Genomic DNA, 21,188 nt, shown 5'->3' with positions numbered 1-21,188 from the left:
ATAAATAGTTTCACTTTATTTCTAGAGAGGAGAAGGTATTGAAATCATGTTAAGATCTCAAGAAATTTCTAAGTGGTTTCGTAATTTACAACATTCGAAAAAACTAAGTTGGATTTCTTACGTTTTATTAGGGGCAGTGCTATTTTTTGCACTTATGAATAATGTGAAACCAGAGCAATTAGATGTTGATATGTATTCTATTGCGAAAAAAACAATTCATTCTCCTATTAAAATTGAAGATAAGGTTATAACGGAAAGAAAAAAACAAGAGGCCGCTCAAAAAGTCGGGGATCAATATACATATAGAAGTGAATATAAACAAAATAGAGTAGATATTGTAAATGATGTTTTTGCTAAGGTGAATGAAGTAATTCAGGAGATGAAAGCTGCTGGACCTGAAGAGCAAAAAAAGATGACCGATGCGAATAAATTAGAAAAGTTGAAGAAGAAGTTGCCATCTAATTTAACGAAGGAATTATCGGATGAGAATTTATTATACTTTATTAATGCAGAACCGGATCAATTAGAATTAGCAAAGAATGCGGCTTTAACGTCTGTTAGCGTTATCATGGGTGGAAATATTAAAATGTCCGAAGAAATGGCAGCGAAAGAGCGATTTGTTAATGAAATGAAAAGCCTGAATGTGAATAGCGGATTGAAAGAAGCTGTGAATGCACTAGGATCATATGCGATTACAGCAAATTATTTCTATGATCCTGCTGTAACGAAAGAGAAGAAGAAAGCAGAAGAAGATTTAGTTCCACCTGTTTATATTCTTCAAGGACAAGTTATTGTTAGAGAAGGTGAAACAATTTCAAGTGATATGTATAATCAGTTGAAATTAGTCGGTTTATTAGAGAAAGGTAATAGTTTTCAGCCTTATGTTGGATTAGCTGTGCTCATTGGTGTGTTACTATACTTTATGCATAAGCAGTTTGAATTATTTTTACAGCGGAAAAGAGAAGACAAACCGTACATTTTAGCGTATATTACAATTTTGTCTATCACGATTGTTTTAATGAAAATTATTAGTTTGTTTCAAAAGCTTGAATATGCAGGAATTGCGTATGTTGTCCCAGTTGCGATGGGAACGATACTTGTAAAACTAATGATTGGCGATCGATTTGTATTTTTAACAAGTATGATTTTTTCTGTGTGCGGAAGTATTATGTTTAATGAAGGAGTAACAAGTACACTAAATTATAGTGTGGGTATTTATGTGTTATTAAGTTCATTATCAGTGAGTATTTTCTTAAGAGAAAAAAATCGTCGTACGATGATTTTACAAGCTGGTATACTCGTATCTATCTTAAATGTAGTCGTCTTGGCGGCGTTATTATTATTACGTAATGGGAATTTTTCACCTCTTGAAATTGGTACGCAATTATTAATGGCTTCCCTTTCAGGAATTATCTCATCCGTTTTGGCTATGGGGATATTACCATATTTAGAAAGTGGACTTGGAATTGTATCGAGTATGAAGCTTATGGAATTATCAAGTCCGAATCATCCGCTTTTGCGTAGAATTTTATTAGAAGCGCCAGGAACATATCATCACAGTGTAATGGTAGCGAATCTCTCTGAGGCAGCTTGTGAAGCAGTTGGAGCAAATGGTGTATTAGCGCGTGTAGGGGCGTATTATCATGATGTAGGAAAAACAGTACAACCGCAATTCTTTATTGAAAACCAGATGGGAATTGAGAATCCACATGATAAATTAGATCCTGTGACGAGTAAAGATATTATCATTGCTCATGTAACCGATGGAGTAAAGATGCTCGAAGAATACCATATTCCGCAAGAAATTATTGATATTGCTGGACAACACCATGGTACAACGCTCTTGAAATATTTTTATTATAAGGCGATTAAAGAAGATAAAGAAAAATATACAGAAGAGATGTTCCGATATCCGGGATCAAAAGCAACTTCTAAAGAATCGGCAATCGTTGGTATTGCGGATAGTGTTGAGGCGGCGGTACGTTCTATGAATCACCCAACGCCAGAGCAAATTAATAATTTAGTACAAAGTATTATTAAAGATCGCCTGCAAGATGGGCAATTTAGTGAATGTGATTTGACATTTAAGGAACTACAAATCGTTGGAAAAACGTTATGTGAAACGTTAAATGGTATTTTCCATTCGCGTATTACATATCCGGAACCACCGGAAGAAAAGGAGAAAGAATGAGTTTATTAATTGATTTCATTGATGAAACAGAAGAAGTGAAAGAAGAATATGTGAATTTAATTCGTGAGATATTAGGAAAAGCAGCTCAAATGGAAAAAATAGAGGATGGTGCGGAGTTATCAGTGACATTTGTAGATAACGAACGCATTCGCGAGATTAATCGTGATTACCGAGATAAAGATCAGCCTACTGATGTCATTTCTTTTGCTATGGAAGAAATGGGAGAAGGAGAAATGGAAATTGTGGGCGCAGAAATGCCGCGTATGTTAGGTGACCTTATTATTTCTATTCCGAGAGCGAAAGAACAAGCTGAAGAGTATGGACATTCTTTTGATCGTGAACTTGGCTTTTTAGCGTTACATGGCTTTTTACATTTGCTTGGTTATGACCACATGACAGAAGAGGATGAAAAAGAAATGTTTGGAAGACAAAAAGAAATTTTAGAAGCATTTGGATTAGGACGATGAAAAAAGGAAAACTTATAGATAGTTTTGGATATGCTATAGCAGGTGTATTCTTTTGTCTTCGTCATGAACGAAATATGAAAATTCATTATGTAGCCGCAGTCATTGTTATATGCTGCGGCTTTTATTTCCATATTACGAAGGTAGAGTGGATGATATTACTTATTGTAATAGGAATTGTAATGAGCTTAGAGATGGTAAATACGGCTGTGGAAAAAACAGTAGATTTAGCGACTGCTGATATACATCCGTTTGCGAAAGTCGCAAAGGATGTCGCAGCAGGAGCGGTTTTATTGTTTGCGATAATAGCCGTTATAATTGGTGCTATTATCTTTTTACCGTATGTGGTATAGTTGCATTCCAAAGCTTTTATTAAGCTTTGAAGGTGCCGTAAAGGCCTTTAATAAGAGAGTGTATCTATTCACAGCTGGGAACAGGAAGGATGCGGGAATATGAATAGTAAACAATTAATTCAAGAAGCAATCGAAGCGCGTAAACAAGCGTACGTACCATATTCTAAATTTCAAGTAGGTGCAGCATTATTAACGCGCGATGGAAAAGTATATCGTGGATGTAATGTTGAGAATGCATCATATGGTTTATGTAACTGTGCAGAAAGAACAGCTTTATTTAAGGCGGTTTCTGAAGGAGATAAAGAGTTTGTAGCTATCGCAATTGTGGCGGATACGAAGCGTCCAGTACCTCCTTGTGGAGCATGTCGACAAGTTATGGTAGAATTATGTAAACAGGATACGAAAGTATACTTATCAAATTTACATGGTGACGTTCAAGAGACAACAGTCGGAGAATTGTTACCAGGAGCATTTTTAGCGGAGGATTTACATGAATAGAAAAGGTTATAAATCAGGTTTTGTCTCTATTATTGGCAGACCGAATGTTGGGAAATCTACATTTTTAAATCGTATTATTGGTCAAAAAATTGCTATTATGAGTGACAAGCCACAAACAACTCGTAATAAAATTCAAGGCGTATATACAGAAAATGATTCACAAGTAATTTTCATTGATACACCAGGAATACATAAACCGAAACATAAACTAGGCGACTTCATGGTGAAGATGGCGCAAACGACATTAAAAGAAGTTGATATCGTTCTGTTTATGGTGAATGCTGTCGAAGGCTTTGGTCGTGGTGAAGAATTCATCATCGAGAAGTTAAAAGAAACGAAACAACCAGTATTTTTAGTTATTAATAAAATTGACCAAGTTCACCCAGAACAATTATTAGAGCTAATTGATCAATATCGCAAATTACATGACTTTGCAGAAATCGTACCAATTTCTGCATTAGACGGTAATAATGTGGAAGCTCTAATTGGAACAATTAAAAAGTATTTACCGGAAGGACCACAATACTACCCGGATAATCAAGTAACGGATCATCCGGAGAGATTTATTATTGCAGAGCTTATTCGTGAGAAAGTACTACATTTAACACGTGAAGAAGTGCCGCATTCTGTGGCTGTTGTTATCGATGCAATTCAAAAACGCGAAGGCGGGGCAGTTTATATCAATGCAACGATTGTTGTTGAACGTCCGTCGCAAAAAGGGATTATTATCGGAAAACAAGGGAAGATGTTAAAAGAAGTCGGTAAGCGAGCTCGTTTTGATATTGAAGCATTACTTGGTTCTAAAGTATTTTTAGAAGTATGGGTAAAAGTGCAAAAAGATTGGCGAAATAAAATGTCTCAGCTTCGTGACCTTGGTTTCCGCGAAGACGAGTATTAAAATAGAGTAAAGCTGTAATCAGCGGATGTTTTGTTCATCCGCTGATTATTGGTTTTTATGAGTTTTGATAAATTAGGAAAAATTTTTCTCACATGAAAATGGACAAAATGGGTCAATTTAATAACAACAAAGGAAATTGGTTTATAGGCTACGCTTATTGAGAAAGGTGGATTCTTATGCTAGATTTTACCTGGAAGTTTTTCTCCAAAACAGGAAGCATTGAGACGTATTTGCTTTTGAAAGAAATGGAAAAAGACGTAAACGATGAGATGGATCAACATGAAGAGGAGCTAGCGCATCTAGACTCTCCAATTTCTTGACCCGTTTTGTTCAAACCTTGGATGGTGACGAACATGTTTCAAAAAGTTGAGGGCATCGTTATCCGTACGACAGATTACGGAGAAACGAACAAGATTGTTACAATATTCTCAAGAGAATTGGGTAAGGTAAGTGCAATGGCAAGAGGAGCGAAAAAACCGAAAAGCCGGTTAGCATCTGTTTCGCAACTTATGACACATGGTCATTTTCTTATTCAAATGGGATCTGGACTTGGAACTTTGCAACAAGGCGAGATTATTTCAACTATGAAAGAAATTCGCGAGGATATATTTTTAACTGCTTATGCATCATTTATTGTTGAGTTAACTGATAAAGCAACAGAAGATAAAAAACATAATCCATATTTATTTGAAATGTTATATCAAACGTTGCATTATATGTGTGAGGGTGTTGATCCAGAAGTATTATCATTAATTTATCAAACGAAAATGCTTCCGGTATTAGGGATGCGCCCGTACTTTGATACATGTGCGATTTGTCATCAAGAAACAGATTTTGTCGCCTTCTCTGTTAGGGAGGGCGGTTTTCTGTGCTCACGTCATGCTGAGCAAGATCAGTATCGTATACCAGTGGGGGAAGCCGTTCATAAATTATTGCGTCTTTTCTACCACTTCGATTTACATAGACTTGGCAATGTATCAGTGAAGGATAGTACAAAAAAACAAATGCGTTTAGTATTGAATACATATTATGATGAATATTGCGGGATTTATTTGAAATCAAGACGTTTCTTAGAACAACTTGATAAGTTTCAAATATAATTTGGGGCCGTATACGGTCCTTTTTACATCCTTTCTTTTTCGAATAGCATATTTAGTATATAATATTTAAGAGATAGTATAACTTTTTTCGTTGTGCATTAAAGGTGGTGATTATCATAGAGCTGAATAAACGGCAAGAACATATCATTCAGATTGTAAAAGATCACGGTCCTATTACAGGGGAGTCAATTGCTGCGCAATTGGGATTAACACGTGCAACGCTAAGACCAGACTTAGCAATTTTAACGATGGCTGGTTATTTAGAAGCACGTCCACGCGTAGGTTATTTTTATACGGGTAAAACTGGGGGGCAGTTATTATCTGAAGCTGTTAAGAAAATTAAAGTACAAGATTATCAATCTAGACCGGTTGTAATTGATAAAAATGTATCGGTATACGATGCGATTTGTACTATGTTTTTAGAGGATGTAGGTACATTATTCGTTGTAGATCAATCGACTCTATTAGTAGGCGTTGTATCTCGTAAAGATTTATTACGAGCTAGCTTAGGGAAGCAGGATTTAACCTCACTTCCGGTTAATATTATCATGACAAGGATGCCAAACATTGCGATGTGTCGTAGAGAAGATTCTTTATATGATATTGCGATGGAATTAATAGAAAGACAGATTGATGCGATGCCAGTTGTAAAAGATACGAAACAAGGTTTAGAAGTGGTTGGACGAATTACAAAAACAAATATTACACGTGCGTTTGTAAACTTAGTAAATAACGAATAAGTGTAATTTGTTTAAAGTGAGGTAATGTAATGGATAATAAAATCGTATATGTCGTATCTGACTCTGTAGGAGAAACGGCTGATTTGGTTGTTCGAGCAGCAATGGGGCAATTCCCATTTGCTCCTGATATTAGACGTGTGCCGTATGTAGAAGATACAGGGACATTAAAAGAAGTGATTTCGATTGCTAAGAGCAATCAAGCACTTATTTGTTTTACGTTAGTAAAGCCTGACATGCGCCAATATTTAGTGACAGAGGCTGCAAAAGAAGGTGTAGAGGCATATGATATTATCGGCCCTCTAATCGATCAAATTGAAGAAATTACAGGGCAAGTGCCTAGATATGAGCCTGGTGTTGTTCGTAGATTAGATGAAGAATACTTTAAAAAGATTGAAGCGATTGAGTTTGCTGTGAAGTATGATGATGGTAGAGATGCACGTGGTATTTTAAAAGCAGATATCGTGTTAATTGGGATTTCGCGCACATCAAAAACACCACTTTCTCAATATTTAGCTCATAACAAACGTTTGAAAGTTGCCAACGTACCACTAGTACCAGAAGTAGATCCGCCTGAAGAATTATATCAAGTGGCTAAAGAAAAATGCTTCGGTTTGAAAATTACGCCAGAGAAGTTAAATCATATTCGAAAAGAGCGATTGAAATCACTTGGACTAAGTGATGGAGCAACATATGCCAATATTAATCGTATTAAAGAAGAGATTGATCACTTTGAGAATGTAGTTAGTAAAATAAATTGTCAAGTAATTGATGTATCGAACAAAGCGATTGAAGAAACAGCTAACATTATTGTGAATGCAGTGCAAAACCAAAAAATGTTTTAGCACATTTACCAAAGGTGAATGTGCTTTTTTCGCTCGTGAGAAACACAGTGCCTACTGATTTCGTAATAGATGATAGTGAAGTGGTTATACTTATATTCTTCTGTCTTTTTATTATGTTAAAAGTAGGGTTTCGCTATCCTGAAATAGAAGATGAAAAAATAAAGGGATATGTAGCGTAGTTGAAGAAAATATATTATAATAAAAAATTGTGATAAAAACCTATATTTTACGTTTAGACTTTAATTTTTCAGAATAAACTAGGGATAGGATTTAAGAAATGACATGTAATTACGTTAAATCGACAAAATCTATACAAGAAAACGCACATTATGGAAGGATTCGCAGAAGGGATGTAGAATACAGAAATATGCAAAACATCAATATGGTATGAGTTGATGCAGATGCATATACTGTGAAGGCTGACAATTGTGCGAGTTGGAACGAAATTTCATGTCAAAATTTTGTTTGTCACATCGTATGCTCATCGTTTAAGGAAGCAGCGAGGGAATTTGGATCTATGTAGATGCTGAATAAGCAAAAGTTGATTTCTTTATATGTATCAACATGCAAAAAACAGATCTCGTGATCACATAGGATATGGTGCTTGCTAGTCTTCTTGTGAAAAAGTGCATATGTATTGTCTCCATGAGGTACATTTGTAATAGATGAGCAAATGGATACAATTTTATATAGTAGGTACGTATCTGCGAAGTTACGCAGAAAAGGGTCTGCAAAATCGCTTGATAACGTGATCGACAACATTTTCTAATAAGTTTAGAAAAAATATTGTCGAATTATAAAGGAATTTTTTAATTTATATCGAATACAAAATACGACACGGAGATGGAGTTATGGGGAACAGAATTCCTGAAGAAGTTGTTGAACAAATTCGGACATCATCCGATATTGTCGAAGTGATTGGTGAATACGTTCAACTTAGAAAACAGGGACGTAACTATTTCGGCCTTTGTCCGTTTCATGGTGAGAATTCTCCTTCATTCTCTGTTTCATCTGATAAGCAAATTTTTCATTGCTTCGGATGTGGAGAAGGTGGAAATGTATTTTCCTTTCTAATGAAAATGGAAGGACTGGCTTTTACCGAAGCTGTTCAAAAGCTAGGTGAAAGAAATGGAATTGCGGTTGCAGAGTATACATCAGGGCAAGGACAACAAGAAGACATATCTGATGACACTGTCATCATGCAACAGGCTCATGAACTTTTGAAAAAGTATTATCATCATTTATTAGTAAATACAGAAGAAGGAAATGAAGCACTTTCGTATTTGTTAAAACGTGGTATTACAAAAGAGATGATTGAGAAGTTTGAAATTGGTTATGCGTCACCTGCTTGGGATGCAGCAACGAAAATTTTACAAAAAAGAGGTTTATCGTTGTCTAGTATGGAACAAGCTGGTCTTCTCATAAGGAGCGAGAAGGATGGTAGTCATTATGATCGCTTCCGTGGAAGAGTTATGTTTCCAATCTATACGTTACAAGGTAAAGTGATAGCGTTTAGTGGAAGGGCATTAGGAGATGACACTCCGAAATATTTAAATAGCCCAGAAACACCAATTTTTCACAAAAGTAAATTGTTGTATAACTTCCACCAAGCAAGGCCGTTTATTAGAAAACGTGGGCAAGTGGTCCTTTTTGAAGGGTATGCCGACGTACTAGCTGCGGTGAAAAGTGGTGTGGAAGAAGCCGTTGCGACAATGGGAACGGCTTTAACTGAAGAACAAGCAAAACTTCTGCGACGTAACGTTGAAACTGTTGTTCTTTGCTATGATGGTGATAAAGCAGGGCGAGAAGCGACGATGAAAGCAGGGCAATTATTGTTGCAAGTTGGTTGCCAAGTGAAAGTTACATCCTTGCCAGATAAGCTTGATCCTGATGAATATGTGCAACAATATGGGACAACTGCTTTTGAAAATCTTGTGAAATCAAGTATAAGTTTTGTTGGTTTTAAAATAAATCATTTGCGTTTAGGGAAAAATTTGCAAGATGAGTCGGGCAAAGAAGAGTATGTGAAAAGTGTTTTAAAAGAGTTATCGTTGTTACAGGATGCGATGCAGGCAGAATCATATTTGAAGTCATTATCGCAAGAATTTTCGTATTCAATGGAAACACTTTTGAATCAATTGCACCAATATCGCAAAGAACAAAAGGTACAACAAAAACAAGTAAAGCAGGTTTCTAAACCGTCTCAAATTGTTCAAGCAAAACCGAAGTTAACAGGTTTTGAAAGGGCTGAAAGAGAAATTATTTACCATATGTTGCAAAGTCCAGAAGTGGCCGTTCGTATGGAATCCCACATAGAAGATTTTCATACAGAAGAACATAAAGGGATTTTATATGAACTATACGCATATTATGAAAAGGGAAATGAACCTTCAGTCGGAACATTTTTAAGTTGGCTCTCTGATGAAAAGTTGAAAAATATTATTACTGATATTTCGACGGATGAATTTATTAATCCAGAATACACAGAAGAAGTGTTACAAGGCCATTTGGAGACGCTTAGACGTCATCAAGAAAAACTTGAAAAGATGGAAATCATCTTCAAGATAAAACAAATGGAAAAGACAGATCCTGTAGAGGCTGCTAAATATTATGTAGCATATTTACAAAATCAAAAAGCGAGAAAATAGCTTTTTTGATAAATTTTTAGTATAATGAATGTTTGTATCTCGCGTAAGGAGGGGAACAGATGGCTGACAAACCAGCTCGTTCTAAACAAATTGAAACTGAAATGACCCTTGAGCAAGTGAAAGAACAACTCACTGAGCTCGGAAAAAAACGTGGCGTTCTTACATATGAAGAGATTGCAGAACGCATGAATGGATTTGAAATTGAATCCGATCAAATGGATGAATACTATGAATATTTAGGTGAACAAGGGATCGACTTAGTTGGCGACAATGACAACGACGAAGGCCCTAATAATCGCCAAATAGCAAAATCGGAAGAAGAATTCGACCTCAATGATTTAAGCGTACCACCAGGGGTTAAAATCAACGATCCTGTTCGTATGTATTTAAAAGAAATTGGTCGTGTAGATTTACTATCTGCAGAAGAAGAAATTCGACTTGCAACGCGTATTGAAGAAGGCGATGAAGAAGCGAAACGTCGTCTTGCAGAAGCAAACTTACGTCTTGTAGTAAGTATTGCAAAGCGCTACGTGGGCCGTGGTATGCTTTTCTTAGACTTAATTCAAGAAGGGAATATGGGTCTAATTAAAGCGGTTGAAAAGTTCGATTATCGTAAAGGTTTCAAATTTAGTACGTATGCAACTTGGTGGATTCGCCAAGCAATTACACGTGCGATTGCAGACCAAGCAAGAACAATTCGTATCCCAGTTCATATGGTTGAAACGATTAATAAGTTAATTCGTGTACAACGTCAATTATTACAAGATTTAGGACGTGAACCATCTCCTGAAGAGATTGGTGAAGAAATGGATCTTGCTCCAGAAAAAGTACGTGAAATCTTAAAAATTGCACAGGAGCCAGTTTCTCTTGAAACACCGATTGGTGAAGAAGATGACTCCCATTTAGGTGATTTCATTGAAGACCAAGAAGCAACATCGCCTGCGGACCATGCAGCGTATGAATTGCTAAAAGAACAATTAGAAGATGTGTTAGATACACTAACAGATCGTGAAGAAAATGTTCTACGTCTTCGTTTTGGTTTAGATGATGGACGAACTCGTACGCTTGAAGAAGTTGGGAAAGTATTCGGCGTAACGAGAGAACGTATCCGTCAAATTGAAGCAAAAGCACTACGTAAATTGAGACATCCAAGCCGTAGTAAGCGCCTTAAGGATTTCTTAGAATAGGCTACCTTTAAGTTTACTTCACTTTTGTGAAGTAAACTTTTTTATTTTGTTAATTTTTGTTAAACTTTAGCTGTCAGCAACGATTACAATTTCTTGTAATTTATTTTACAGAATTGTCTTTTGATTTGCAAATGCTCATTTTTCGATTTTTCGATTAATTTTGTTTATTCTATACAAAAATATATGTAGAAAAGTGAAAAATATGATGAGAAACGTTAATAATTATCGAAATAATAAGCGATATAACAATAAAAAACAATAAACTGAATTTATGGAATATTTTTAACGATTAGTAGTTTACTCTTTTCTGATAGAGCGTTTTCAAGTACAATGGAAATGACTGAATCATCTAACTATTTAGGGGTATAGAGGGGGGAGAAGAGATATGAAACGTAATCCGCTGATTCCGTTCGCTCTTATTGCAGCATTAGGTATTATCGTTATGTTTGTATTTTCATTTCAGGGGCTAAATAAATCTAAAGAGTTAGCTGATGCAAAAAATGGCGGGAAACCAGCACAAACAGCATCCAAGCCAGAGGATATTGTGAAGCAAAGCTGTACGAGCTGCCACGGTGATCAGTTACAAGGGGCGGTAGGACCTAATTTACAAAAAATTGGTGGGAAACTTTCAAAGGATGAAATTAAAGAAATTCTTTCGAAAGGAAAAGGCAATATGCCTGCCAATATAGTTCCAGCTGATCAAGCCGCTAAAGTAGCTGATTGGTTATCAAAGAAAAAATAAAGTTCCGTATGACAAGCCTTTTGCTTATGCAAAGGGCTTGTTTTTCTATATTTTCTCAAATACGATGAATGATAGAGATGTGAATTGTTGTTATAGGCTTGCAACAACTACTATAAATTCATTATCATGGAGACAGACTGACAAGAGAAGGAGTAATGGAAATACATGAATGAAGTAAAGCTTTCAAAACGATTAGAAGAAGTTGTGCGTGAAATACCAGTAGGATCTACAGTTGCTGATATTGGATCGGATCATGCGTATTTACCGTGTTATACAATTATAAATAATATTGCTACTAAAGCAGTTGCTGGAGAGGTTGTAGATGGACCATTTCGCTCTGCGCAGGCAACTGTAGCTGAAAGTGGCTTACAAGATAAAGTAGATGTGCGTAAAGGGAATGGATTAGCTGTTATCGCGCCAGGAGAAGTAGATGTAATTACGGTTGCCGGAATGGGCGGAGCGTTAATTCGTGATATTTTAGAAAGTGGTAAAGAAAAATTAGAAGGTGTAACACGTTTAATTTTACAGCCGAATATTGCAGCGCATCACATTCGTGAATGGTTTATTGAGAATGGATGGGAGCTTATCCATGAAAAAATCGTAAAAGAAGATGGGAAAATTTACGAGATTTTAGTAGGGGAGCGAGGAAATATCACGGTTCCTTACTCTGAAAATAAACAGGCTGAATTATTTATGGGACCATTTTTAATGAAAGAAAAAAGTGAAGCTTTCGTTGAAAAGTGGGAAGGAGAATTAAAAAACTTCCAAAATATTTTAAAACAGTTAGAACGTGCGGCTGATTCTGAAGAAACAAAAGCGAAGCGTGCGGAAGTAGAAGCGAAAATGAAAATGATAGGGGAGGTTTTATCATGAGTAAAATTCCAAATGGCCATGAAATTATTTCGTTATTTGAAAGTATGTATCCGAAGCATTTGGCGATGGAAGGAGATAAGATTGGGCTGCAGATTGGAGCGCTTAATAAACCCGTGCAGCACGTATTAATTGCGTTAGATGTAACGGAAGAAGTTGTGGATGAAGCAATTCAATTAGGAGCGAATGTCATTATTGCGCATCACCCTTTAATTTTTAACCCGCTAAAAGCGATCCATACAGATAAGGCGTATGGGAAAATTATTGAAAAGTGTATGAAAAATGATATTGCAATCTATGCAGCACATACAAATGTGGATGTTGCTAAGGGCGGGGTAAATGATTTACTGGCTGAGGCGTTAGGATTGCAAAATACAGAAGTTTTGGCACCGACATATGCAGAAGAAATGAAAAAAATTGTTGTGTTTGTGCCTGAAACTCATGCAGAAGAAGTACGAAAAGCATTAGGAGACGCAGGTGCTGGTCATATCGGCAATTATAGCCACTGTACGTTTAATAGCGAGGGTACAGGTACGTTTGTACCTCAAGAGGGGACAAATCCTTATATCGGGGAAACTGGACAGTTAGAGCGCGTAGAAGAAGTACGAATCGAAACGATTATTCCAGCTTCACTACAACGAAAAGTGATTAAAGCAATGGTAACAGCACATCCATATGAAGAAGTAGCCTATGATGTGTATCCACTTGATAACAAAGGTGAAACGTTAGGGCTTGGAAAAATAGGATATTTACAAGAAGAAATGACACTTGGACAGTTTGCGGAACATGTAAAGCAATCGTTAGATGTAAAGGGTGCGCGAGTTGTTGGGAAATTAGATGATAAAGTGCGCAAAGTAGCTGTACTTGGTGGCGATGGTAACAAATACATCAATCAAGCTAAATTTAAAGGTGCGGATGTATATGTAACAGGTGACATGTATTATCATGTTGCCCATGATGCGATGATGCTCGGTTTAAATATCGTCGACCCAGGACATAACGTTGAAAAGGTAATGAAGCAAGGTGTACAAAAGCAATTACAAGAAAAAGCAGATGCAAAGAAACTGAACGTACATATTCATGCTTCGCAATTACATACAGATCCATTTACATTTGTATAAGAAAAATAAAAACCGTTGCTCATATAGGCAACGGTTTTTATTATTGTTCTTTTTTCACTTTTACACGAGGTAATATTTTTTGTAACGGTACTTTTCGAACTCTTTCCCATGTAGCAGGATTCATTGGGTCATATTGCTCTAAGAAAGCGATAACCTCTTTTGTAATTGGTGTTGGAGTAGAAGCGCCTGCTGTAACAGCTACGTTCTCGACACCTTGTAGCCATTCTAATTTGATTTCACTTACGTCTGCAACGCGGTATGCTTTCGTACCAGCGATTTCTTGTGATACTTGTGCTAAACGGTTTGAGTTATTACTTTTCGGATCACCAACAACAATTGTTAAGTCTGCAACATCAGCTTGTTTGGCAACCGCTTCTTGGCGAACTTGAGTTGCTAAACAAATTTCCTTATGGAATTCTGCTGTTGGGAATTTCTTCTGAATGTCCTCCATTAAATGTTGAACATCCCATTGACTCATCGTTGTTTGATTTGTAACTAAAATTTTATCCGTTGGAATTTCTAATGTCTTTAAATCATCGGCTCTTTCGATAAGATGAACGATATCAGGTGCGATACCAACTGCGCCTTCTGGTTCTGGATGATTTTTTTTGCCGATATAAATGACATGGTAACCTTCAGCTTTCTTTGCTTCAATAAGGTCATGTGTTTTTGTAACATCTGGGCAAGTGGCATCAATTGTTGTTAAACCTTTTTCTTTTGCACGTTGTTTAACTTCTGGAGAAACACCGTGTGCAGTGAAAATAACAGTACCAGAATCGATTTTATCTAAAATGTCTAATCGACTTGGACCATCTAATGTGATGATGCCATCTTCTTCGAATGCATCTGTTACATGTTTGTTGTGAACAATCATACCTAAAATATAAATAGGTCTTGGTAATGATGTATCTAATGCGGCGTTACGTGCAATAACCATCGCGTCCACAACACCGTAGCAATAACCACGAGGGGAAATTTTAACAATTTTCATATGAGTAATCCTCTCCTTCTAAACAAGGGATACTTTTGTGCATAGTCTTTTACATTATAAAGGAGGAGTGGATAGAAAACAAAGGATTGTTACACATATAGTTTTGGTTTTGTTGCTATTTTTTGAACAGGCTCCTCTCGTACTTCTTTTTCTATGACTGGCTCAATCACCATTTTTTTTCTTTTTCTTTTTTTGGATGGAGGATGTGGAGTTGCTACCTCAACCTTTTCTGTTACGTCTTCAGTTTGATCTTCGGTTGGATTTTCTTCCGTACTTTTTCCAGAGGTGAGAATTTTAACAATGCTTGGTAGGTTACGCATAATGGGACCGTACTGTTCGACGACAGGGCTTACAGATTGAACGACTTGTGATACTTTTTCGATATTATTTATCATAGTAGTTGGATTCGAAATTAAATTCGAAAAAAAACTACCGATGCCGCTACTTGATGTGGCTGTAGTTGCTGCACCGCCGCGCGTGTCATTTGATTCATACATTTGAGGAGGGATCATTTGCTCGGGATGCTGCTGCATGTATGGTTGATATTGCTGTTGATATTGCTGCGGGTATTGGTGTTGGTATTGTTGCTGATATTGCTGCCGATATTGAGGTGGCGGTTGCTGGTGCATCATTGGCGGTCCTTCTATTTGTCGATAAGGCGGAACCATTTGCATGTAAGGTTCGGTTGGGTCGTGTTTTTTAAAGAGTTTAGCAAGAAAACCTTTCTTTTTTTGTGCCATCGGTGGTAGTTGTGGAATTGGATATGGTGTATAAGGTTGCTGCCCTGGATTCGGATACATTTGTCTCATGGGGGATTTTGGAAACATGTGAGAAATCCTCCTTTCTTCAGTTAGGTATATACACATACAATATGCAATAAGAGGGAAGAAGGTTAGTTTTTGAAGTAAAAACCTAAACTAAAGATGGATTTTACTTGTAGATTTCGATATAATGTAGACTTGACTGATTTGTGCGCGCAGTAGAAATTTAGAAAGAAGGTGTAACTTATGACACAAAAAACTTTTACACAGTATGATTTTAAACCATTTTTAATAGATGCAGTTCGTGAACTACGCTTTACAGAGCCGACAGGAATTCAACAGAAAATTTTCCCGGTCGTGAAAAAAGGTGTAAGTGTAATTGGACAATCCCAAACAGGTTCTGGGAAAACACATGCATACTTACTTCCTACATTGAACAGAATTAACCCAGGTCGTGAAGAAGTACAACTTGTTATTACAGCGCCTACTCGTGAGTTAGCACAACAAATTTACGAAGAAATCGTGAAATTAACAAAGTTCTGTGCGGAAGATCAAATGATTACAGCACGTTGTTTAATTGGTGGAACTGATAAACAACGATCAATTGAGAAGTTGAAAAAACAACCTCATATTGTAGTTGGAACGCCAGGACGTATTAAAGACTTAGTAGAAGAACAAGCACTGTTTGTTCATAAAGCAAATACGATTATTGTCGATGAAGCAGACTTAATGCTTGATATGGGATTCATTCATGATGTAGACAAGATTGCAGCACGCATGCCTAAAAACTTGCAAATGTTAGTTTTCTCTGCAACAATTCCTCAAAAACTAAAACCGTTTCTAAAGAAATACATGGAGAATCCAGAGCATATTCATATCAATCCAAAACAAGTTGCGGCTGGAAATATTGAGCATTATTTAGTGCCTTCTAAACATCGTAACAAAATCGATTTAGTGAAAAGAATGTTACTACAATTTAAACCGTATTTAGCAGTTGTTTTCACGAATACGAAGAAAATGGCAGATCAAGTTGCTGACGGATTAACGGAACGCGGCTTAAAAGTTGGACGAATTCACGGAGATTTATCACCTCGTGATCGTAAAAAAATGATGAAACAAATTCGTGACCTTGAATTCCAATATATTGTTGCAACTGATTTAGCAGCACGTGGTATTGATATTGAAGGAATTAGTCATGTTATTAATTATGAACTTCCATCAGATTTAGATTTCTTCGTTCACCGTGTTGGAAGAACAGCACGCGCAGGCTATTCAGGTATTGCAGTGACGATTTATGATCCAGCAAACGAAGAAGCGTTAGATAGTTTAGAAAAACAACGTCATATCGAGTTTAAACATGTAGATTTACGCGGAGATGAGTGGGTGGATTTAGGTGAACGTCGTCGTCGTAAGAGCCGTAAAAAACCAAATGATGAACTTGATGTTATGGCAACGAAAGTTGTTAAAAAACCGAAAAAAGTAAAACCAAACTATAAACGTAAACTTGCAACAGAACGTGACAAAGTGAAAAGAAAATATAGCAATAAAAAAAGATAAGGGATTTCCCTTATCTTTTTTTATCCCGCTATTTACGGGGATAATAATCAGTGGAGAATGGAAAAAACAATTCACTACATATTTCTACAAATTATGCTATCATTATATCTATTGTATATTGAAGAGGTGATTGTATGTTAAAGATTGGATCTCATGTTTCTATGAGTGGTAAGAAAATGTTATTAGCAGCAAGTGAAGAGGCTGTTTCATACGGTGCAACGACGTTTATGATTTATACAGGTGCACCGCAAAATACAAGAAGAAAACCAATTGAAGAATTGAACATAGAAGCAGGAAGAAAACATATGGAACAAAACGGTATCGAAGAGATTATCGTACATGCACCATATATTATTAATGTTGGAAATACGACGAAGCCAGAAACATTCCAATTAGGTGTAGATTTTCTTCGTATGGAAATTGAGAGGACATCAGCATTAGGTGTGGCGAAACAAATCGTTCTTCACCCAGGTGCGCACGTCGGTGCAGGAGCAGACGCTGGTATTCAACAAATTATTAAAGGGCTGAATGAAGTATTAACGCCAGATCAGACGGTGAACATTGCGTTAGAAACGATGGCAGGAAAAGGAACAGAATGCGGCCGTAGTTTTGAAGAAATTGCAAAAATTATTGATGGTGTAAAATATAATGAAAAACTATCCGTATGCTTTGATACGTGCCATACGCACGATGCAGGATATGACATTGTAAATGATTTTGATGGTGTATTAAACGAATTTGATAAGATTGTTGGTATCGATCGTTTACAAGTACTTCATATTAATGATAGTAAAAATGTACGCGGCGCAGGAAAAGACCGTCATGAAAATATCGGTTTCGGTCATATTGGCTATAAAGCGTTGCATCATATTGTGCATCATCCGCAGTTAACGCACGTACCAAAAATTCTGGAAACGCCATATGTAGGTGAAGATAAAAAGGACAAGAAGCCGCCATATAAATTAGAAATCGAAATGCTGAAAAATGGTACTTTTGATGAAGGACTTCTTGAAAAAATTAAAGCGCAATAAGGAGGGGAATATCCCCTCCTTATTTTAGTAGTTGCTGAAATAAAGTATTTACTTGTTGGGCAGTAGCGGGCGAGGTTACTTGAGCTATTTGTTTTAAGAGCGCTAGTCGTTCGTCATTATCGTAAATGTTAATATTCTTTCCTTTCATAAGTCCAACAATTTGATCAGCTTGTGCAGTCGTAATTGGAACGTCATATTCTTTACTATATTTCAATAATTCCTTTGTAGAAATATGATTTAATTTTTTATTTACAAGTTGTTTAATGAGGTTCATCGAGTTATCCTCCTTCACACGTTCTTCTATCGAAATATATGAGTACGTAGCTTGTACATATTCGTATAGAGTTTCTTTTTTCATGAGAAAAAGAAGCGTATGTTATAATATAAGGACAAAACTATAGAAAAAGAGTATAGGGAGGACTTATGGAGCAAAAGCAACATCGAAAAGAAAGTGTTATCCATCTTATTTATCGTTTAGTTATGATTATTTTTGGGGCAGCATGCGCAGCGGTAGCAATTGAATTATTTTTAATGCCAAATAAAATTATTGACGGTGGAATTATTGGTATTTCTCTTATATTAGATTATCTTACTCCTAATATTTGGTGGTTAAGTTTTTCTACTTTGGTCGTTATTCTCAATATCCCATTTATGTATTCGGGTTATAAGCAAATCGGAAAAACGTTCATGCTATCTTCGGCGTTCGGTATTGTAGCTTTAGCGTTTATTGAATCAACGTTACATGCTGTGCCGCCATTTACAACAGAGCCAATTTTAGCTACAGTGTTTGGCGGTCTTATTTTAGGTCTTGGTGTAGGGCTCGTTATTCGTCATGGTGGATCAATGGACGGAACAGAAATTATGGGTATTTTATTAACGAAGAAATTACCTTTCTCCGTTGGCGAATTTGTAATGTTTGTGAACTTATTTATTTTTGCATGGGCAGCATTTGTATTTGGTGTTGAACAAGCGATGTATTCTGTTATGACGTACTACATTGCATTCAAAACAATTGATACAGTCATTCAAGGTTTAGATGAAACGAAAGCTGTTTTAATTGTATCAGATCAATATGAGGAAGTATCAAATGCGATTTTACATCGTCTTGGTCGTGGAACTACAAAGCTTGTAGCGAAAGGCGGTTACACGGATAAAGAAAAAGAAGTGATTTATGCAGTTGTAACACGTCTAGAAGTGACAAAGCTAAAATCAATTGTGTATGAAATTGATGCGAATGCGTTTGTTACGATTATGAGTACACAAGAGACAAATGGTGGTAAGTTTAAATCAGCCATTCACTAAAAAATTAATTATAATATCTTTTGAAAGCAGAGAATTTTTCTCTGCTTTTTGTTATAATAGTAAGGTTTCTTGAAAAAGTAGATATATTTTAGGCAGATTGGTTTACAACTATAATAAGCTGTACTATAATTCAAATAGATATAAATCGGAATCATTCTGAATTAAAATAGGTGAGATGCTATGAATAATATATTAGAAATAGAAGGATTGTCATTTCGATATGAAGATCGAAATGTGTTAGAAGATATAAATTTGCAAGTTCCGAAGGGAGCTTTTTTAGGTTTAGTTGGGCCAAATGGTTCAGGGAAATCAACTTTGCTAAAATGTTTATTAGGCGTTTTAAAGCCAAAACAGGGAAGCATTCGTTTGTTTGGTGTTGATAGTAAGAAGTTTAAAGAATGGAACAAAGTTGGTTATGTGTCGCAAAAGGCAAATAGCTTTAATTCTGGTTTTCCGGCAACTGTGTTTGAAGTTGTGTCAATGGGACTCGTTTCGAAAAAAGGGTTGTTTCGCTTTTTTACGAAAAACGATAAGAAAAAGGTAGAAAAAGCGATTGCTGATGTAGGAATGAGTGAGTTTCAAGGACGTAATATTGGAGAACTTTCTGGTGGACAACAACAGCGCGTATTTATTGCTCGTGCGCTCGTTAGTGATCCTGAATTACTTATTTTGGACGAGCCCACTGTTGGAATCGATGTGAAGAATGTAGAAAGTTTTTATGAGATATTAGAGGATTTAAACAAAAGGCTAGGAATTACATTAATTCTCGTTACGCATGATATGGGAGCTGTTACCGAGAAGGTAACACATGTTGCATGCTTAAACCAACATTTACATTTCCATGGAAATGTAGAAAAGTTCCGAGAGTTAGAAGATGCAGAAATGTCCGTCTTATATGGACATCATGTTCATCGTTTAGAACACGAGCATGAGCATCACGGGAGGATATAATGATACAAGATTTTTTACAATATGACTTTTTACGTAACTCTTTATATGCAGGGATTTTAATAGGACTTGTTGCGCCACTTATCGGTGTATTTGTTGTCATTCGTCGTATGTCGCTTATTGCAGATGCGTTAAGTCACGTGACATTATCGGGTATTGCTGCAAGTTTATTACTAGAAAAAACAATTTTCACAGGAGGATTTTTAAATCCGTTATATATGGGTATGATTTTTTCTATGGGTGGGGCGTTACTTATTGAAAAACTACGTACTGTATATAAACATTATCAAGAATTAGCAATTCCAATTATTCTTTCAGCAGGAATGGGGATTGGCGTTATTTTTATTTCACTTGCAAATGGATTTAACACAGATTTATTTAGTTATTTATTTGGTAGTGTAAGTGCTGTAACAAGTACGGATTTAATAATCATTGGCATTGTAGCAATTGTTGTTATTGTAACGATTACTTTATTATACAAAGAGCTATTTTTACTATCGTTCGATGAGGAATACGCTGTATCAACCGGTTTGAGTGCAAAGTGGATTCACTTTATTTTCATTATATTGGTTGCGCTTGTCATTGCGGTATCAATGCGTGTAGTAGGGGTTCTTCTCGTATCATCATTAATGACGTTACCAGTTGCAGCAAGTATTCGTATTGCGAATGGATTTAAACAAACAATTTTCTTCTCCATTTTATTTGGTGAAATTGCAGTAATTGGTGGAATGTTTGCTTCGTATCAACTTGATTTAGCACCAGGTGGTACAATTGTTATGATAGCGGTTCTTATTTTAATTGGTGCGATTTTATGGAAAAAGAAAAAAACTGCATAAAGTAGGGATAGATATGAATCTAACAGAAGCTTTACGCCTAATGAAAGATAAAGGATACAAACATACTGGGAAAAGGGAAGAAATGCTCAGGTTATTTGCAGCTCACAA

General features: G+C 36.2%; 22 protein-coding genes and 1 pseudogene. 20 read left to right on the top strand and 3 right to left on the bottom strand.

The window, feature by feature from the left end:
- Positions 1-46 precede the first annotated feature (46 nt).
- The 14 genes from MR083_RS20135 to MR083_RS20070 all read left to right on the top strand — a co-directional run bounded on the left by MR083_RS20135 (position 47) and on the right by MR083_RS20070 (position 13,654).
- Complete coding sequence (locus MR083_RS20135) at positions 47-2,191, top strand: HD family phosphohydrolase (protein WP_000946448.1); 2,145 nt, start codon at positions 47-49, stop codon at positions 2,189-2,191.
- Positions 2,188-2,658, top strand: coding sequence for an rRNA maturation RNase YbeY (gene ybeY, locus MR083_RS20130; protein ID WP_000054691.1), 471 nt, complete (start codon positions 2,188-2,190; stop codon positions 2,656-2,658). Before MR083_RS20135 ends, ybeY begins: the two co-directional genes overlap by 4 nt.
- The gene (locus MR083_RS20125; RefSeq protein ID WP_000715476.1) at positions 2,655-3,008 is read left to right on the top strand and encodes a diacylglycerol kinase family protein; all 354 of its coding nucleotides are present in this window, start codon (positions 2,655-2,657) and stop codon (positions 3,006-3,008) included. The genes ybeY and MR083_RS20125 overlap by 4 nt, the downstream gene beginning before the upstream one ends.
- A 99-nt stretch (positions 3,009-3,107) precedes the next feature.
- Positions 3,108-3,506, top strand: a complete 399-nt coding sequence (locus MR083_RS20120; protein ID WP_001086296.1) for a cytidine deaminase — start codon at positions 3,108-3,110, stop codon at positions 3,504-3,506.
- Positions 3,499-4,404, top strand: a complete 906-nt coding sequence (era, locus tag MR083_RS20115; RefSeq protein WP_001080241.1) for a GTPase Era — start codon at positions 3,499-3,501, stop codon at positions 4,402-4,404. The genes MR083_RS20120 and era overlap by 8 nt, the downstream gene beginning before the upstream one ends.
- A gap of 176 nt (positions 4,405-4,580) precedes the next feature.
- A complete protein-coding gene (locus MR083_RS20110) occupies positions 4,581-4,724 on the top strand; it encodes a YqzL family protein (protein ID WP_000883924.1) in 144 nt (47 codons plus the stop codon).
- Between the two features lie 33 nt (positions 4,725-4,757).
- Positions 4,758-5,504, top strand: a complete 747-nt coding sequence (recO, locus tag MR083_RS20105; protein WP_000487010.1) for a DNA repair protein RecO — start codon at positions 4,758-4,760, stop codon at positions 5,502-5,504.
- Positions 5,505-5,611: 107 nt separating this feature from the next.
- A complete protein-coding gene (locus MR083_RS20100) occupies positions 5,612-6,244 on the top strand; it encodes a transcriptional regulator CcpN (RefSeq protein WP_000583759.1) in 633 nt (210 codons plus the stop codon).
- A gap of 29 nt (positions 6,245-6,273) precedes the next feature.
- On the top strand, positions 6,274-7,086 hold the full coding sequence (locus MR083_RS20095; RefSeq protein WP_000368943.1) for a pyruvate, water dikinase regulatory protein: 813 nt from the start codon (positions 6,274-6,276) through the stop codon (positions 7,084-7,086).
- A gap of 851 nt (positions 7,087-7,937) precedes the next feature.
- Complete coding sequence (dnaG, locus tag MR083_RS20090) at positions 7,938-9,734, top strand: DNA primase (RefSeq protein WP_000528214.1); 1,797 nt, start codon at positions 7,938-7,940, stop codon at positions 9,732-9,734.
- A 59-nt stretch (positions 9,735-9,793) separates the two neighbouring features.
- On the top strand, positions 9,794-10,921 hold the full coding sequence (gene rpoD, locus MR083_RS20085; RefSeq protein ID WP_000764060.1) for an RNA polymerase sigma factor RpoD: 1,128 nt from the start codon (positions 9,794-9,796) through the stop codon (positions 10,919-10,921).
- A gap of 385 nt (positions 10,922-11,306) precedes the next feature.
- Positions 11,307-11,663, top strand: a complete 357-nt coding sequence (cccA, locus tag MR083_RS20080; protein WP_000828141.1) for a cytochrome c550 — start codon at positions 11,307-11,309, stop codon at positions 11,661-11,663.
- Between the two features lie 165 nt (positions 11,664-11,828).
- A complete protein-coding gene (locus MR083_RS20075; protein WP_001006540.1) occupies positions 11,829-12,536 on the top strand; it encodes a tRNA (adenine(22)-N(1))-methyltransferase in 708 nt (235 codons plus the stop codon).
- A complete protein-coding gene (locus MR083_RS20070) occupies positions 12,533-13,654 on the top strand; it encodes a Nif3-like dinuclear metal center hexameric protein (protein ID WP_000036222.1) in 1,122 nt (373 codons plus the stop codon). The genes MR083_RS20075 and MR083_RS20070 overlap by 4 nt, the downstream gene beginning before the upstream one ends.
- A gap of 40 nt (positions 13,655-13,694) precedes the next feature.
- Here MR083_RS20070 and MR083_RS20065 read toward each other — a convergent pair whose 3' ends face one another.
- Together MR083_RS20065 and vrrA are read right to left on the bottom strand one after the other, a co-directional pair.
- Complete coding sequence (locus MR083_RS20065) at positions 13,695-14,645, bottom strand: 4-hydroxy-3-methylbut-2-enyl diphosphate reductase (RefSeq protein WP_000706669.1); 951 nt, start codon at positions 14,643-14,645, stop codon at positions 13,695-13,697.
- An 89-nt stretch (positions 14,646-14,734) separates the two neighbouring features.
- The gene (vrrA, locus tag MR083_RS20060) at positions 14,735-15,472 is read right to left on the bottom strand and encodes a VrrA/YqfQ family protein (protein WP_062821272.1); all 738 of its coding nucleotides are present in this window, start codon (positions 15,470-15,472) and stop codon (positions 14,735-14,737) included.
- Between the two features lie 180 nt (positions 15,473-15,652).
- On the opposite strand from vrrA, the gene MR083_RS20055 reads away from it, so the two are divergent.
- Both MR083_RS20055 and MR083_RS20050 read left to right on the top strand, forming a co-directional pair.
- Positions 15,653-16,963: a DEAD/DEAH box helicase gene (locus MR083_RS20055; RefSeq protein WP_000192444.1), complete on the top strand. Its 1,311-nt coding sequence runs from the start codon at positions 15,653-15,655 to the stop codon at positions 16,961-16,963.
- Between the two features lie 134 nt (positions 16,964-17,097).
- The gene (locus MR083_RS20050; RefSeq protein WP_000912466.1) at positions 17,098-17,994 is read left to right on the top strand and encodes a deoxyribonuclease IV; all 897 of its coding nucleotides are present in this window, start codon (positions 17,098-17,100) and stop codon (positions 17,992-17,994) included.
- 19 nt (positions 17,995-18,013) lie between these two features.
- Here MR083_RS20050 and MR083_RS20045 read toward each other — a convergent pair whose 3' ends face one another.
- Positions 18,014-18,268, bottom strand: a complete 255-nt coding sequence (locus MR083_RS20045; RefSeq protein ID WP_001048963.1) for a DUF2624 domain-containing protein — start codon at positions 18,266-18,268, stop codon at positions 18,014-18,016.
- Between the two features lie 149 nt (positions 18,269-18,417).
- Here MR083_RS20045 and MR083_RS20040 point away from each other — a divergent pair, with 149 nt between their 5' ends.
- The 4 genes and pseudogenes from MR083_RS20040 to MR083_RS20025 form a co-directional block, all read left to right on the top strand.
- A complete protein-coding gene (locus MR083_RS20040) occupies positions 18,418-19,296 on the top strand; it encodes a YitT family protein (protein ID WP_000435958.1) in 879 nt (292 codons plus the stop codon).
- Positions 19,297-19,476: 180 nt separating this feature from the next.
- Positions 19,477-20,247, top strand: coding sequence for a metal ABC transporter ATP-binding protein (locus tag MR083_RS20035; protein ID WP_001059653.1), 771 nt, complete (start codon positions 19,477-19,479; stop codon positions 20,245-20,247).
- Positions 20,247-21,080: a metal ABC transporter permease gene (locus MR083_RS20030; protein WP_000613827.1), complete on the top strand. Its 834-nt coding sequence runs from the start codon at positions 20,247-20,249 to the stop codon at positions 21,078-21,080. Before MR083_RS20035 ends, MR083_RS20030 begins: the two co-directional genes overlap by 1 nt.
- Before the next feature lie 7 nt (positions 21,081-21,087).
- Positions 21,088-21,188 (top strand): annotated as a pseudogene (locus MR083_RS20025) (transcriptional repressor); the annotation flags it as partial.

The sequence above is a fragment of the Bacillus cereus group sp. BfR-BA-01408 genome, from assembly GCF_022663305.1.
Classification (GTDB): Bacteria; Bacillota; Bacilli; order Bacillales; family Bacillaceae_G; genus Bacillus_A; species Bacillus_A pacificus.
Note: the sequence above shows the minus strand (reverse complement) of the source record. Positions and strands in the feature narration are given on the sequence as shown.

Excerpts from the sequence above, each read along its gene's own strand:
- MR083_RS20065 (WP_000706669.1), bottom strand. The coding sequence starts at position 14,645 with ATGAAAATTGTTAAAATTTCCCCTCGTGGTTATTGCTACGGTGTTGTG.
- MR083_RS20075 (WP_001006540.1), top strand. The coding sequence starts at position 11,829 with ATGAATGAAGTAAAGCTTTCAAAACGATTAGAAGAAGTTGTGCGTGAA.
- MR083_RS20125 (WP_000715476.1), top strand. The coding sequence starts at position 2,655 with ATGAAAAAAGGAAAACTTATAGATAGTTTTGGATATGCTATAGCAGGT.
- recO (WP_000487010.1), top strand. The coding sequence starts at position 4,758 with ATGTTTCAAAAAGTTGAGGGCATCGTTATCCGTACGACAGATTACGGA.
- ybeY (WP_000054691.1), top strand. The coding sequence starts at position 2,188 with ATGAGTTTATTAATTGATTTCATTGATGAAACAGAAGAAGTGAAAGAA.
- MR083_RS20045 (WP_001048963.1), bottom strand. The coding sequence starts at position 18,268 with ATGAACCTCATTAAACAACTTGTAAATAAAAAATTAAATCATATTTCT.
- MR083_RS20030 (WP_000613827.1), top strand. The coding sequence starts at position 20,247 with ATGATACAAGATTTTTTACAATATGACTTTTTACGTAACTCTTTATAT.
- MR083_RS20135 (WP_000946448.1), top strand. The coding sequence starts at position 47 with ATGTTAAGATCTCAAGAAATTTCTAAGTGGTTTCGTAATTTACAACAT.
- era (WP_001080241.1), top strand. The coding sequence starts at position 3,499 with ATGAATAGAAAAGGTTATAAATCAGGTTTTGTCTCTATTATTGGCAGA.
- MR083_RS20040 (WP_000435958.1), top strand. The coding sequence starts at position 18,418 with ATGGAGCAAAAGCAACATCGAAAAGAAAGTGTTATCCATCTTATTTAT.
- cccA (WP_000828141.1), top strand. The coding sequence starts at position 11,307 with ATGAAACGTAATCCGCTGATTCCGTTCGCTCTTATTGCAGCATTAGGT.
- MR083_RS20050 (WP_000912466.1), top strand. The coding sequence starts at position 17,098 with ATGTTAAAGATTGGATCTCATGTTTCTATGAGTGGTAAGAAAATGTTA.
- MR083_RS20035 (WP_001059653.1), top strand. The coding sequence starts at position 19,477 with ATGAATAATATATTAGAAATAGAAGGATTGTCATTTCGATATGAAGAT.
- dnaG (WP_000528214.1), top strand. The coding sequence starts at position 7,938 with ATGGGGAACAGAATTCCTGAAGAAGTTGTTGAACAAATTCGGACATCA.
- MR083_RS20095 (WP_000368943.1), top strand. The coding sequence starts at position 6,274 with ATGGATAATAAAATCGTATATGTCGTATCTGACTCTGTAGGAGAAACG.
- vrrA (WP_062821272.1), bottom strand. The coding sequence starts at position 15,472 with ATGTTTCCAAAATCCCCCATGAGACAAATGTATCCGAATCCAGGGCAG.
- MR083_RS20055 (WP_000192444.1), top strand. The coding sequence starts at position 15,653 with ATGACACAAAAAACTTTTACACAGTATGATTTTAAACCATTTTTAATA.
- MR083_RS20120 (WP_001086296.1), top strand. The coding sequence starts at position 3,108 with ATGAATAGTAAACAATTAATTCAAGAAGCAATCGAAGCGCGTAAACAA.
- MR083_RS20070 (WP_000036222.1), top strand. The coding sequence starts at position 12,533 with ATGAGTAAAATTCCAAATGGCCATGAAATTATTTCGTTATTTGAAAGT.
- MR083_RS20110 (WP_000883924.1), top strand. The coding sequence starts at position 4,581 with ATGCTAGATTTTACCTGGAAGTTTTTCTCCAAAACAGGAAGCATTGAG.
- rpoD (WP_000764060.1), top strand. The coding sequence starts at position 9,794 with ATGGCTGACAAACCAGCTCGTTCTAAACAAATTGAAACTGAAATGACC.